The following is a 12468-nucleotide window of genomic DNA, read 5'->3' as shown; positions in this document are numbered from 1 at the left end:
CCGTCCCGGGGCACAAACACCGCCCGGCGGCGGTGGGCGCCCGCACAATTTTTTTACTTTCCTGACCACACACGTTCATTTCGGCGCATTCTTAGCGGACGATGTGCGGACCGGACACCCCGTCCGGCGATCGGGGGCGAGGACGTCGGGGACGAGGAGACGGCATTGCGCAACGTCATCTGCATGGTGCTCACCGGGTTGGGCGCGTTCCTTCTGATCATCGCCGTGCTGGTCCGCTTCTACGTCGCCCCGCGGCTGATCGCCGCGCCGACGGACGTGTACCAGGTCACCCGGCTGCAGGCGGAGAACGCCACCTACTTCGACGCCGGGCACCTCAAGCAGGTCACCGGCGCCACGGTCGTCGCCACCAACACCGTCCGCGGCGACGTCACGTCCTCGCAGGACGACATCGCCGTCTGGGAGTCCGCGACGGTCGTGCAGGACGCCGCGCAGGGCACCACGATCGAGATCCAGAACCAGCGGTTCGCCTTCGACCGGCGCACCGGCCGGCTCACCCACTGCTGCGGCGCCTCCGTGGAAGGCGACGCCACCGTCCGGCAGTCGGGGGTCGGGCTGTTCTGGCCCGTGCACGCCACGAAGAAGGCCAAGCCCGTCTACGACCCGGCGACGCGCCGGCCGTGGCCCGCGGTGTTCGACGGCAGCGAGCGGGTGCACGGCATCCTCACCTGGCGGTTCGTCCAGCACGTCCCCGCCACCAAGGTCCCGGGCCAGAAGCTGCCCGACGTGCCCGGCGAGCTGCTCGGCCGGGGGAAGAATAGCCCCGCGGCCGCGGTCGACCGCTACTACCAGGCGGACGCGACGTTCTGGGTCGACCCGCGCACCGGCGCACCGGTCGACCAGGAGCAGAAGGTGCTGTCCACCCTGCAGCCGAGGACGGGACCGGGACGCCTCGTCGTCGGGCAGATGGACCTGCGGATGACGCCGGAGTCGCAGAAGACCCTGCAGGACAAGTCCTCCGACGGCGCCTCGAAGATCAACCTGCTGAAGACCGCCGTCCCGATCGGCACCGCGGCGGTCGGCGTCGTCCTGCTCGTGTCGGGCGCGTTCGTCGGCGGGGTCGGCGGGCGCCGCCCGCCGCGCAACCGGCAGCGCCGGGAGCCGCTCGCCACCGCGCACTGATACGCCCGTTAGGCGCGCGATGGGTGGGTACGCCCGTGGGAGGCGCCGGGACGCACGTGTGCCGCGGCGCCGGCCGCACGGCCATGAGGGAAGGGGGACCCGATGGGCGGGCAGAACCATCCGATCCGCGGCGAGCACCGGTACGAGCAGCAGGTGACCTCGCCGGACCAGCACGAGGAGCGGACCGGCAAGAGCCTGGTCACCACGGACCACGAGGTGATCCGCCAGTGGGCCGAGGAGCGCGGCGCCGAGCCGTCCAGCGTGCCCGGCAGCGAGTACGGGGGCAGGCCCGGCCGGCTGCTGTTCGACTTCCCCGGGTACGGCGGGGAGAACCTCGAGCACATCTCCTGGGACGACTGGTTCCGCACCTTCGACGAGCGCGAGCTCAACTTCATCTACCAGGAGCACAAGAAGGACGGGGCGCAGAGCAACTTCTTCCAGCTCGAGAACCCCGGTCGCGGCGCCGACCGCTGAGTAGCGCGGCGCCCGGGCCGCGCTACACCGGGGCGAGGACGAGCGCGGCGTCGTGCCCGCCGAACCCGAACGAGTTCGACAGCACCGGCGCCACCGGGATCGCGCGCGCCTCGCCGTGCACCACGTCGATCAGCCCGGTCTGCTCGTCCGGCCCGGCGAAGTTCGCGGTCGGCGGGACGAGGCCGGCCGCGGCGGCGCACAGCGCGACGATGGCCTCCAGCGCGCCGCCGGCGCCCAGGATGTGCCCGGTCACGCCCTTGGCGGCGGTGACCGGCGGGGCGCCGCCGCCGAAGCAGCGGTCGATCGCGAGGGCCTCGGCGGCGTCGTTGCCCCGGGTGCCGGTGGCGTGCGCGGAGACGTGCCCGATGTCGCGCGGGTCCAGGCGCGCGTCGGCGAGCGCCGCGGCCATGCAGCGGGCGGCGACGCGGCCGTCCGGACGCGGCGCGACGATGTGGGCGGCGTCGCTGGCGGCGGCGTATCCGGCGATCTCGCCGTGCACGCGGGCGCCGCGGGCGGCGGCGCGGTCGGCGCGCTCCAGCACCAGGAACGCGGCGGCCTCCCCGACGACGAACCCGTCGCGTTCGGCGTCGAACGGGCGGCTCGCGGCGTGCGGCGCGTCGTCGCGGCGGGCGAGCGTGCCGATGCGGGCGAACGCCGCCATCACGAACGGCGTGAGGATCGCGTCGACGCCGCCCGCGACGGCGGTGTCGACGCGGCCGGCGCGGATCGCGAGGGCGGCCTCCCCGATCGCGGTGGCGCCGCTGGCGCAGCCGGTCGAGTAGGTCGGGCACGGCCCCTCGCAGCCGTGCCGGATGGAGATGTTCGCGGCGGTCGCGTTCGGCATGATCATCGGGACGGCGGGGACCGGCACCCGGTGCAGGGTCCCGGCGTGCTCGTGCCCGCCGAGCGCGACCACCGACGCCAGGTTCGCGGCGGCCGTCCCGACGAACACGCCGCGCCGCCCCGGCGCCGGCCGCTCCGCGCCGTGCAGACCCGCGTCGGCGAGCGCGTCGGCGGCGGCGGCGACGCCGAGCCGGGTCATCCGGTCCAGCCGGCGACGCTCGGGACGGGTGAAGTAGCGCTCCTCGTCGAACGGCTGGGCCGGGCATCCGTACGACACGGCCGTCCCCGCCTCCAGCAGTTCGGGGATGTGGACGGCCTGCGACTTCCCGGAGAAGACGGCGGCGACGACCTCGTCCGGGGCGCCGCCCGCCGGGCTCTTGACGCCGAACCCGGTGACCACCACCCGGGGTGTTCCGTCGGCCCGGCGCACAGCGGTCATCCGTCACCTCGGTCTTCTCGGAAAACGCAAGGATTCGGAAGCTAGCGGCAGGGCGCTCGCCGCCACTTGGCCCCATGGGCACATTTCCGGCAGGCGTTTTTGTCACCGGCATGCGATAACCGGTGAAACACCCGCACGGCGGTTCGGATCAGGAGATGCTGGCCCTTTTCCGCGTCGCCGGGGCGGGCGCCGCATCCGTCACCGTTCCCGCTCGCCTCCGGCGGCCGAGCTCATCGGGAGCCGCGGGTCCGTCGGCTGACCTTCCCAGGTGCCGCGGACCCAGGCGTGGGCCGGGTCGTCGCAGATCCGCCAGGCCCGTTCGTCGCCGGGGCCCGCCATCACGTTCAGGTAGTACAGGTCGTAGCCGGGCGCCGCCATCGACGGGCCGTGCCAGCCGTGCGGGATGAGCACGACGTCGCCGGTGCGGACCTCCTCCAGCACGTCGATCGGCCGCTCCGCCGTGCCGTACACCCGCTGGTACCCCATGCCGGGCCGGCCGTCCGGGCCGTCCGCGACCTCGAAGTAGTAGATCTCCTCCAGCACCGACTCGGTCGCCGTCGGCTCGTCGTGCTTGTGCGGCGGGTAGGACGACCAGTTCCCGCCGGGCGTCAGCACCTCGCAGGCGATCAGCCGGTCGGCCGCGAACGCCTCCGGGGTGCAGAAGTTGTTGACCTGGCGGCTGGCCTGCCCGGCCCCGCGCAGCTCGACCGGCACCTCCTCCGCCGGACCGTAGCGCGGAGGCAGCCGCCGCTCGCAGCGGGCGGACGGCAGCGCGAACCGGCCGCCGTCCCGCGACGACACGACCACCGTCGCGTCGCGCGGCGCGTAGGCGAAGTCGGTCACCCGGGAGAACACGTCGGCGCGGCCGTCCAGGCCGAACGTCGCCGCCGCCTCGCCCGGGACGGTGACGGCGACCCGGCAGGACCCGGCGAGCGGCAGGACGAGCGTTTCGGCGTCGCCCGTCTCGACGGTCGTCTCCTCCCCCGGGCCGAGCGTCACGACGCGCAGCCCCGAGTACGTCCATCCGGCGTCCGCCGGAGCGATGTCCACGCCCATGTCCACGCCCATGTTCATGCCCTCCCCGCCCGCGTTCACAGGACCGCCACCGCCGCGTCGACCGCCGCCGCGACGTCGCCGCCCGGCGGGTACAGCAGGCTCCGCCCGATCACCAGGCCGCGGACGGTCGGCAGCTTCAGCGCCTCCCGCCACCCGGCGAGCGCGGCGTCCGGATCGGCGGAGACCTCGCCGCCGAGCAGCAGCGCGGGCAGCGTCGAGGCCGCCATGACCCGTTCCATCTCCGGCACCACCGGGACCTTGAGCCAGGTGTGCGCGGACGTCGCGCCGAGCCCGGACGCGATCGCGACCGCGCGGATCATCGCCTCCGGCGTCAGCACGTTGCGGATCCGCCCGTCCCGGCCGCGCGCGGACATGAACGGCTCGACCATCGCCATCAGCCCGCGGCCGGCCAGCTCGGTCACCGCGCGCCCGCACGACTCCAGCGTCCGCGCGGTGGCGGGGTCGGCCGGGTCGACCCGCAGCAGCATCTTGCCGCCGTCCAGCCCGGCCGCCGCGATCGCGGCGGCGGTGTAGGCGGTGAACCGGTCGTCGATCTCGAACGACGCGCCGGCGAGACCGCCCCGGTTCATCGACCCCAGCACCAGCTTGCCGTCCAGCGCGCCGAGCAGCAGCAGGTCCTCCAGCACGTCGGGGGTGCCGAGGACGCCGTTCACCCCCGGCCGCTCCAGCGCGGCGCACATCCGCTCCAGCAGGTCGCGCCGGTCGGCCATGGCCAGCGGGTCGCCGCCGGCGCCGAGGGCGCCGCGCGCCGGATGGTCGGCCGCGATGATCATCAGCGGCCCGGACGCGCCGGGCGGGCCGGCCGGCCGCACCCGCCCCGCCGCGGCCCGCGCCACCGCCTCCGGGTGCTCCGCCCTGATCCCGGCCAGGGCGGCGTAGCGCTCCGCGAACGTTCCCGCGCTCACGCGGTGACCTCCTTGCTCTCCCCCGCCGCCGGCGGGCCGGACGCCGCGAGCAGCCCCTCGACCTCGGCGGCGGTGGGCATCGCGTCCGCGCACGACAGCCGGGACGCCACGATGGCCCCGGCGGCGTTCGCGAACCGCACGATCCGTTCCAGGTCCCAGCCGTTCAGCAGCCCGTGGCAGAGCGCGCCGCCGAACGCGTCCCCGGCGCCGAGCCCGTTCACCACCTCCACCGGCGTCGGCGGGACCTCGACGGCGCCGTCCGCCGAGGCGGCGAGGACGCCGCGCGGCCCCTGCTTGACGATCGCCACCGCCACGCCCCGGTCCAGCAGCGCGCGGGCGGCGGCGCGCGGCTCGCGCTCGCCGACCGCGACCTCGCACTCGTCGAGGTTGCCGACCGCGACGGTCGCGTGCTCCAGCGCCTCCCCCACGCGCGCGCGGGCCGCGTCCGGCGACTCCCAGAACATCGGCCGGTAGTCCAGGTCCAGGACGGTCGTGCCCGGGTGCGCGGCGAGCGCGGCGACCGTCGCCTCCCGGCTCGGCTCCTGCGACAGCCCGGTGACCGTCGCCCAGAAGATCCGCGCGGCACCGATCGCGTCCAGGTCCAGCTCAGCGGCGCGGATCTCCATGTCGGGCGCCTTCGGGTACCGGTAGAAGTACAGCGGGAAGTCGTCCGGCGGGAAGATCTCGCAGAACGCCAGCGGGGTCGGCAGGCCCGGCACCTCGGTGACGAACCGGTCGTCCACGCCGTATCCCCGCAGCGCCTTGTGGACGAACCGGCCGAACGGGTCGGCGCCCGTCCGGGTGATGACGGCGGTGCGGTGCCCGTACCGGGCGGCGGCGACCGCCACGTTGGTGGGGCTGCCGCCGAGGTACTTGCCGAACGACTCGACGTCCTCCAGCGGCACTCCCACCTGGTGCGGGTAGACGTCCACGCTCACGCGGCCCATGGTGACGAGGTCGTGGCCCCTGGTGACGGAGTCGTGGCCCGTGGTGACGGGCTCGTGGCCCGTGGTCCTCGCGGCGGTCGTCATCGCCGCACCTCCTCGATCGTGACGGCGCGGCGTTCGCGCCGGGAGATCTCGCACGCCTCGGCCACGTAGAACGCCTCCAGGCTCTCCTCGGGCGGGCACGGGCTGTCCGTGCCGTCGGCCACCATCCGGACGAACGCCCGCAGCTCGGCCGCGTAGGCGTCGGCGAACCGCTCCAGGAACCCGGTGTGCGGCGGCCCGGCCGGCCGGAGCCCCGCCCCGGCCGGGGACAGCGGCGTCCCGTCGTCCAGGCCGGCGGCGACGCCGCCGAGCGAGCCGAGGACCTCCAGCCGCACGTCGTACCCGGCCGCGTTGTAGCGGCTCGCCGACACCAGGGCGAGCGTCCCGTCGTCGAGCGTCAGCATCGCCGCGCCGGTGTCGACGTCGCCGGCCTCGGCGAACGCCGCCGAGCCGCGGTTGGCGCCGGTCGCGGTCACCTCCACCACGTCGCGGCCGGTGACGAACCTGACGGCGTCGAAGTCGTGCACCGAGCAGTCGCGGAAGAGCCCTCCCGAGCCGGCGATGTACTCGTCCGGCGGCGGCGCCGGGTCCAGCGTGCAGGAGCGGACGGTGTGCACCCAGCCGAGCCGGCCCGAGCGCACCGCCTCCCGCGCTGCGACGTGGCCGGGGTCGAAGCGGCGCTGGAAGCCCACCTGCACCGGCACCCCCGCGGCGCGGACCGCCGCCACCACCTCGACGGTCCCGGCCAGGCCGGCGGCGACCGGCTTCTCCACGAACACCGGCAGCCCGGCCCGCGCCGCGCGCACCACCAGGGCGGCGTGCGCGTCGGTCGGCGCCGCGACGACCAGCGCGTCGAGCCCGGCCCCGAACAGCGCGCCGACGTCCGCGGCGGCGCGCACGCCGAGCTTGTCCGCCGCCTCCCGCGCCCGGCGCGGATCGGCGTCGGCGACGACGACCTCCGCGACACCGGGCAGCGCGCGCAGCGTCTCCGCGTGCGCGGTCCCGATGCGTCCCGCTCCAGCCAGCCCGATCCTCATCGCACCCCTTCCGGCCGTGAACCGCGACCGAGTCTCATGGAACGATCTAATGTCTGTCAACACTATGTCCTGACATAAGGACTTAAATATCTCCGGACGACGGGTCGGCTATCCTGCCTCGCGACCCACGGAAGGAGCCCGCGTGCGAGGACCGACGGTGACGCTGGACCGCGGCAGCCCCGTGCCGCTCTACTTCCAGGTCGCCCAGCAGCTGGAGGCGGCGATCCGGTCCGGCGAGCTGCCCCCGGGCGCCCGGCTGGACAACGAGCTGGACCTCGCGGCCCGCTACCGGCTGTCGCGGCCCACCGTCCGGCAGGCGATCCAGCACCTGGTCGACAAGGGGCTGCTCGTGCGCAAGCGCGGGGTCGGCACCCAGGTCGTCCAGTCGCAGGTGCGGCGGCCGATCGAGCTGACCAGCCTGCACGACGACCTCGCCGCCGCGGGCGCCGAGCCCCGCACCCGGGTGCTGGAGTTCGGGCCCGCACCGGCCGGCGAGGAGGCCGCCGAACGGCTCGGCGTCCCGGCCGGGACCGAGGTGCTGCGGCTGCGCCGGCTGCGGCTCACCGGCGGCGAGCCGCTGGCGCTGCTGACCAACGTGCTGCCCGCCGGGCTGCTCGACGTCACCGCCGAGCACCTCGCCGAGCACGGCCTGTACGAGACGCTGCGGTCCGCCGGGGTGAACCTGCGGATCGCGCACCAGACGATCGGGGCGCGGGCGGCGACGGCCGCGGAGGCGCGGCTGCTGGACGAGCGGCGCGGCACGCCGCTGCTCACCATGACCCGCACCGCCTTCGACGACAACGGCTCCGCCGTCGAGTACGGCGACCACGTCTACCGGGCCGACCGCTACTCCTTCTCCCACACCCTCGTGGGCCGCTGACCGGCCCGGACGCTCGCCGAGCGGAACGCCGCCGCGCCGGGTGCGGACCCGGCGCGGCGGCGCCGTTCACGGCGTCAGCCGGGCGATGCTGCTCGCCGTGCCCCCCTTCCGAGCCTCGAAGGCGACGGCGAGCAGGCCGCTCGCGCCCGTGACCGTCACGGTCTGCGAGCCGGCGCGCTTCACCTCGACCGTCCTGGTGCCGAGGACCTTGCCGTCCCAGACCGTCACGTGGGCGGTGCCGGGGCCGGTGGCGCGCAGCCGGAAGGTCGTCGACCCGCCGGACGCCTTCGGCGTGCCGGAGATGCCCGCGCTGTCGGAACGCGGCGCGGCCGGGCCGCCCGCGAGCGGGATCCCGGTCCGGACGGCCTGCTCGATCGACTCCGGCGAGTTCACCGAGGCCGCCGCGTCGGTCGGCATGACCGGCGCGGGCGGGGTGGTCGGCAGGCTCGGGTCGGGCGTGTAGCCGGGCAGGGCCGTCTGCCCCCACCGGTACGGGTCGCCCTGCACGCCGCCCCAGGTCGACCAGCCGATACGGGTCTGGCCGGTCTTGTCCTGGGTGTCGGAGTCGTAGACGAAGACGTTCAGGCCCATCCGCGCCGGGTCCACGGCGGTCGGCAGGTCCTTGAACGGGATCTTCGCCTCGATGGTGTAGCCGTCGTAGGGCTGGTTCACCGTCGCGGCGACCTGCATGCCGGGCGCCGCGTCCGCCCCGCCCTGGTGGGCGTCGGCGTCGCGCTCGAAGCAGGGCTTGCCGTCCGCCATCTGCGGGAAGATGCCGGTCTTGAAGGTGGTCGAGGTGTTCTCGGAGTCGCCGCGCGGGTCGATCCCGATCTCGACCGAGTCGGTGCGCCAGTGCCGCTTGCAGTCGTCGGCGCCGAGCACCGTGCCCTGCTTGTCGTCGCGGACCTTCACCAGCACGTTCAGCGCGTCGTCGGTCCAGGTCACCTTGCCGGTGGCCGAGCAGTCGGCGGCCGACGCGCAGGCGTCGCCCTCCCACACCCGCGACAGGTTCAGCTCGGCGCCGGTGTACTCGCCGTCCTCCTCCTTGCCGTCGATCTTCGGGGCCGCGGCCGCCTTGGGGATCTCGGCGACCGGGACCAGCTCCAGCGCCGCCTTCTCCACGTCGGCCGGGCCGGACGACGGGGTGGTGGTGATGGTGTAGTCGAAGTCGCCGCCGGAGCCGCCCTGGTTGGAGGTCGGCAGCGACGCGTCGGTGTTGGTCACCTTGAAGGTGGCCGCGCCCTTCGCGCCGGCCGCGAGCGTGTAGGGCTTGGACGCGGCGTCGGCCGAGAAGCCCTTCGGCAGGTCGAGCCGCACCGTGCCCGACTGCGCGGACGAGGTGGTGTTGGCCAGGTCGACGCGGACGTCGCGCGACTTGCCCGACCCGACCGTCAGCACCCGCTTCACCTGGCCGATGAGCGCGGGCACGCCGGTCTTCGTCGCCCAGGAGTCGAAGTCCTCGACGCGCGGCAGCGGTTCCTGCTGGCCGGTGACGGGCGGCTGGACGGTCACCATCGTCGCGGTCTGGCCGGTGGCGCGGCCGGAGGTGAGCGTCGCGGAGATCTGCGCGCGGCCCACCGAGGCGCCGGCGGGCGGCGTCACGGTGAACGTCGCCGTCCGCTCGCGCGATCCGAGTTTGCCCAGGTCACCGCTGCCTGTCACGTTCCAACCGGAGGGCACGGACAGCGCGGCCCGCGCGTTGCCCAGGCTCTTCGGCGCGCTCGCGTGCGCCGTCACCTTGAACGCCGCTCCGGGCGTCACCCCGTACGACCCGGTCGTCAGGGAGAACCGGGTGCCGAGCGGCAGGCCGCCCTTGCCCGGCGTGACCGCGCCCTCCAGCGGCGCCGACGGGCCGGTGTCGCCGAGCGTGAACGGCACCCGGCTCGCGATCTGGGTGAAGTAGTCGCAACCGATCTTGGCCGGATCGGACGGCGCGTCCGGGAACCCGGCCCAGCCCTGGCTCACGTACAGCCGCTGCGCCTCCCGCTCCACCTGCGCCCAGGTCTTGCCGCCGTTGCGGGCCGACGTCCGGCCGCCCCACACGCCGTACGCGACCGACGCCGGGGTGTCGGGGGTGGGCTTGGCGGCGCATTCCGGCCCGGTCGGGCCGGACGCCCCGCCGCCCTGGAACAGCCGTCCCGGCGCCCAGGTCTTCAGCCCCTCCTTGCTGATCTGGGTGGGGAACGCGTTGGGGTCGGCGGCGGCGTAGTACGCCTCGGTCGCCAGCCGCGCGGCCTCCTGGTGGTTGCCGTGCTGGCCGGGCAGCGGCGCCGGGTTCATCGTCACGATCACCTTGGGCCGGGTCTCGCGGACGATCCGCACGACCTTCGCGAGGGTGTCGTCGTGGCCCCAGGTGTCCTCGGTGAGCGGGGTGCTCACCGTGTAGTAGAAGTCGACCTTGTCGAGGTTGTGGACGTCGGTGACGCCCGCCTTGCCGACCGCGCGGCGCTCCTCGTCCTCGCGGAGCAGGCCGAGCGCCGGGCCCTCCTCCGTCCCCGCGGCGTTGCCGCCGCCCTCGCCGCGGGTGACGGTCAGCACGCCCGTCCTGGCCTTCTCGAACTCGTTCCACTGGCCGAGCGTCGACAGGGTGCCGGACTCGTCGTCGGGGTGCGCCCCGACGAACAGCACGTCCAGCCTGCCCTGATCGGACGGTGCCGTCCGCGCCTGCGCGGGCGGGCCGGCCAGCGCGATGGCCGAGCCCGCCAGCGCGGCGCACAGGACGGCGGGTAGGGCGAGTCTTCGCATGAACTCTCCTGTTCGGTTGCGGGGCCGCCGGGGGCGGCCCCGGACTCCCTACTCCTTGATGGCCCCCGAGAGCATCCCTGCAATGAACCGGCGTTGCAGGAAGACATAGACGATCACGATGGGCGCGGCGATGATCAGCGCGCCCGCCATGAGCAGCGAATAGTCGGTCTTGTGCGCGCCCTGGAAGAACGACAGGCCGAGCGGCGCGGTGCGCAGCCCCTCGTCGGAGTTCACGATCACCAGCGGCAGCAGGAACTCGTTCCAGGTCCACATGGTGATCAGGACGACCATGGTGAGGATGGCGGGCCGGCCGATCGGCACCAGCACCCGCCACAGCGTCGTCCAGCTGGACGCGCCGTCCATCCGGGCCGCCTCCATCAGCGACGGCGGGACGCTGCGGAAGTAGGCGCGCATCCAGAACGTGCCGAACGCGACCGACATGGCGACCTGCGGGAGGATCAGCCCGGCGTAGGTGTTGTCCAGGCCCGCCGAGCGCAGGTCGAAGTACAGCGGCACGACGACGGCCTCGGTGGGGATGGTGAGGCCGGCCAGGAACAGCAGGAACAGCGCCCCGGCGCCGCGGAAGCGCATGACGCCGAGCGCGTACCCCGACATGATCGAGAAGACGCTCGCCAGCACCACCGTGACGGCGGTGACGATGACGCTGTTGCGCAGGTAGGCGGCGAAGTGGCCCTCGTTCCACGCGACCCGGAAGGTGTCGAACGACAGGTTCCCGGGCAGCTGCAGCGCCTGCGCCACGATGCCGGCCATCGGGAACAGGGCGATGACCGCGAACAGCGCCAGCACGGCGTGGTTGAGGATCCGCTCGTAGCGCCTGCTCATTCGCCCCTCCCCTCCACGAGGCGCCCGACGCCCGCGGTGACCGCGAACGCCAGCACGACCAGCGTGATCCCGACGGCGCAGCCGAGCCCGACCTCGCCGGTGTTGAACGTGCGGTTGTAGACCTCGTAGGCGGGCACCTTCGTGGAGTCGCCCGGGCCGCCCGAGGTCGCCATGTAGATGAGGTCGAAGTTGCGCACCGCCATGATCGTGGTGAGCGTCAGCGCGACCGACAGCTCGCGCCGCAGCCCCGGCAGCGTCACGGTGAAGAACTCCCGGACCGCCCCGGCGCCGTCGATCCGCGCCGCCTCGTACAGCTCCCGCGGGATCTTCTGCACGCCGGCCAGGAACAGCACCAGCGCCAGCCCGATCTCCACCCAGGTGCCGACGAGCCCGATGGCGGGCAGCGCGAAGGTGAAGTCGCCGAGCCAGCCGTGCCGCCAGTCCGGCAGCCCGAGGTCGTGCAGCCACCCGAGGACGGTGTTGACCGGCCCGTCCGCGGAGTACACCCACTGCCATGCCACGGCGACCGCGACCATCGCGATGACCTGCGGCATGAACAGCACGGTGCGGAAGAACGTCAGGCCGCGGATCTTGCTCCGGGACATGACGGCGACCAGCACGAACGCGATGCAGCACGGCACGACCGCGTAGAACACGATCAGCACCAGCAGGTGCCCGAAGGCGTGCCGCAGCGTCGGGTCGGTCCAGATGGCGGTGTAGTTGGACAGCCCCGCCCAGGTCGCCTGGCCGATGCCGTCCCAGTGGTACAGGGAGAACTGCGCCCCGCGCACCAGCGGCCACAGCAGGAACGCCCCGTACACCGCCAGGGCCGGCAGGACGTACAGCCAGCCGACGGCGCGGGGCTCGCCGGGGGGCCGGGACCTGCTCCGGCGCCCCGCGGGTCGCCCGGTGCGCGAGCCGCGGGCCTTCGGCCCGGGGTCGGGGGTCTTCTGCCGCGCGACGGTCGTCATGTGCGCGCTCCTCGCTGTCGCCTCGTCGGCGCGTGCCGCGCCCTTCCTGCGGGCACGGCCCGCGGTGCCCCGCCGCCGGCCGCGCCGCGGGGCGGCGGGCGCGGGCGGCGGCGGGGACGGCGGTC

11 protein-coding genes are annotated in these 12468 nt (G+C 74.4%); 3 read left to right on the top strand and 8 right to left on the bottom strand.

From position 1 onward, the window contains the following. Nucleotides 1-165: 165 nt before the first annotated feature. Both ACA514_RS37345 and ACA514_RS37340 read left to right on the top strand, forming a co-directional pair. Nucleotides 166-1140, top strand: coding sequence for a DUF3068 domain-containing protein (locus tag ACA514_RS37345; protein WP_375046003.1), 975 nt, complete (start codon nt 166-168; stop codon nt 1138-1140). 102 nt (nt 1141-1242) lie between these two features. Continuing rightward, nucleotides 1243-1614: a hypothetical protein gene (locus tag ACA514_RS37340; protein ID WP_375046002.1), complete on the top strand. Its 372-nt coding sequence runs from the start codon at nt 1243-1245 to the stop codon at nt 1612-1614. Between the two features lie 22 nt (nt 1615-1636). Here ACA514_RS37340 and ACA514_RS37335 read toward each other — a convergent pair whose 3' ends face one another. The 5 genes from ACA514_RS37335 to ACA514_RS37315 form a co-directional block, all read right to left on the bottom strand. Then, nucleotides 1637-2896, bottom strand: a complete 1260-nt coding sequence (locus ACA514_RS37335; RefSeq protein ID WP_375046001.1) for a beta-ketoacyl-[acyl-carrier-protein] synthase family protein — start codon at nt 2894-2896, stop codon at nt 1637-1639. A 198-nt stretch (nt 2897-3094) separates the two neighbouring features. Further along, on the bottom strand, nt 3095-3970 hold the full coding sequence (iolB, locus tag ACA514_RS37330) for a 5-deoxy-glucuronate isomerase (protein ID WP_375046000.1): 876 nt from the start codon (nt 3968-3970) through the stop codon (nt 3095-3097). A 17-nt stretch (nt 3971-3987) separates the two neighbouring features. Then, nucleotides 3988-4878, bottom strand: coding sequence for an aldolase (locus tag ACA514_RS37325; protein WP_375045999.1), 891 nt, complete (start codon nt 4876-4878; stop codon nt 3988-3990). Next, the gene (gene iolC, locus ACA514_RS37320; RefSeq protein ID WP_375046065.1) at nt 4875-5825 is read right to left on the bottom strand and encodes a 5-dehydro-2-deoxygluconokinase; all 951 of its coding nucleotides are present in this window, start codon (nt 5823-5825) and stop codon (nt 4875-4877) included. Before iolC ends, ACA514_RS37325 begins: the two co-directional genes overlap by 4 nt. A gap of 80 nt (nt 5826-5905) precedes the next feature. Further along, nucleotides 5906-6904: a Gfo/Idh/MocA family oxidoreductase gene (locus ACA514_RS37315; RefSeq protein ID WP_375045998.1), complete on the bottom strand. Its 999-nt coding sequence runs from the start codon at nt 6902-6904 to the stop codon at nt 5906-5908. Between the two features lie 142 nt (nt 6905-7046). Here ACA514_RS37315 and ACA514_RS37310 point away from each other — a divergent pair, with 142 nt between their 5' ends. Next, the gene (locus tag ACA514_RS37310; RefSeq protein WP_375045997.1) at nt 7047-7784 is read left to right on the top strand and encodes a GntR family transcriptional regulator; all 738 of its coding nucleotides are present in this window, start codon (nt 7047-7049) and stop codon (nt 7782-7784) included. Between the two features lie 66 nt (nt 7785-7850). Here ACA514_RS37310 and ACA514_RS37305 read toward each other — a convergent pair whose 3' ends face one another. The 3 genes from ACA514_RS37305 to ACA514_RS37295 are packed head-to-tail and all read right to left on the bottom strand — an operon-like array spanning nt 7851 to nt 12343. Further along, the gene (locus ACA514_RS37305) at nt 7851-10529 is read right to left on the bottom strand and encodes a sugar-binding protein (RefSeq protein ID WP_375045996.1); all 2679 of its coding nucleotides are present in this window, start codon (nt 10527-10529) and stop codon (nt 7851-7853) included. A 48-nt stretch (nt 10530-10577) separates the two neighbouring features. Next, nucleotides 10578-11372: a carbohydrate ABC transporter permease gene (locus ACA514_RS37300; RefSeq protein ID WP_375045995.1), complete on the bottom strand. Its 795-nt coding sequence runs from the start codon at nt 11370-11372 to the stop codon at nt 10578-10580. Continuing rightward, the gene (locus ACA514_RS37295) at nt 11369-12343 is read right to left on the bottom strand and encodes a carbohydrate ABC transporter permease (protein ID WP_375045994.1); all 975 of its coding nucleotides are present in this window, start codon (nt 12341-12343) and stop codon (nt 11369-11371) included. Before ACA514_RS37295 ends, ACA514_RS37300 begins: the two co-directional genes overlap by 4 nt. Nucleotides 12344-12468: the final 125 nt, after the last annotated feature.

Source organism: Actinomadura sp. NTSP31, from assembly GCF_041951385.1.
Taxonomy (GTDB): domain Bacteria; phylum Actinomycetota; class Actinomycetes; order Streptosporangiales; family Streptosporangiaceae; genus Spirillospora; species Spirillospora napierensis.
The sequence above is the reverse complement of the archived record's forward strand: the minus strand, read 5'-3'. Positions and strand labels throughout refer to the sequence as shown.

Excerpts from the sequence above, each read along its gene's own strand:
- ACA514_RS37340 (WP_375046002.1), top strand. The coding sequence starts at position 1,243 with ATGGGCGGGCAGAACCATCCGATCCGCGGCGAGCACCGGTACGAGCAG.
- ACA514_RS37335 (WP_375046001.1), bottom strand. The coding sequence starts at position 2,896 with ATGACCGCTGTGCGCCGGGCCGACGGAACACCCCGGGTGGTGGTCACC.
- iolB (WP_375046000.1), bottom strand. The coding sequence starts at position 3,970 with ATGAACATGGGCGTGGACATGGGCGTGGACATCGCTCCGGCGGACGCC.
- iolC (WP_375046065.1), bottom strand. The coding sequence starts at position 5,825 with ATGGGCCGCGTGAGCGTGGACGTCTACCCGCACCAGGTGGGAGTGCCG.
- ACA514_RS37315 (WP_375045998.1), bottom strand. The coding sequence starts at position 6,904 with ATGAGGATCGGGCTGGCTGGAGCGGGACGCATCGGGACCGCGCACGCG.
- ACA514_RS37305 (WP_375045996.1), bottom strand. The coding sequence starts at position 10,529 with ATGCGAAGACTCGCCCTACCCGCCGTCCTGTGCGCCGCGCTGGCGGGC.
- ACA514_RS37300 (WP_375045995.1), bottom strand. The coding sequence starts at position 11,372 with ATGAGCAGGCGCTACGAGCGGATCCTCAACCACGCCGTGCTGGCGCTG.
- ACA514_RS37295 (WP_375045994.1), bottom strand. The coding sequence starts at position 12,343 with ATGACGACCGTCGCGCGGCAGAAGACCCCCGACCCCGGGCCGAAGGCC.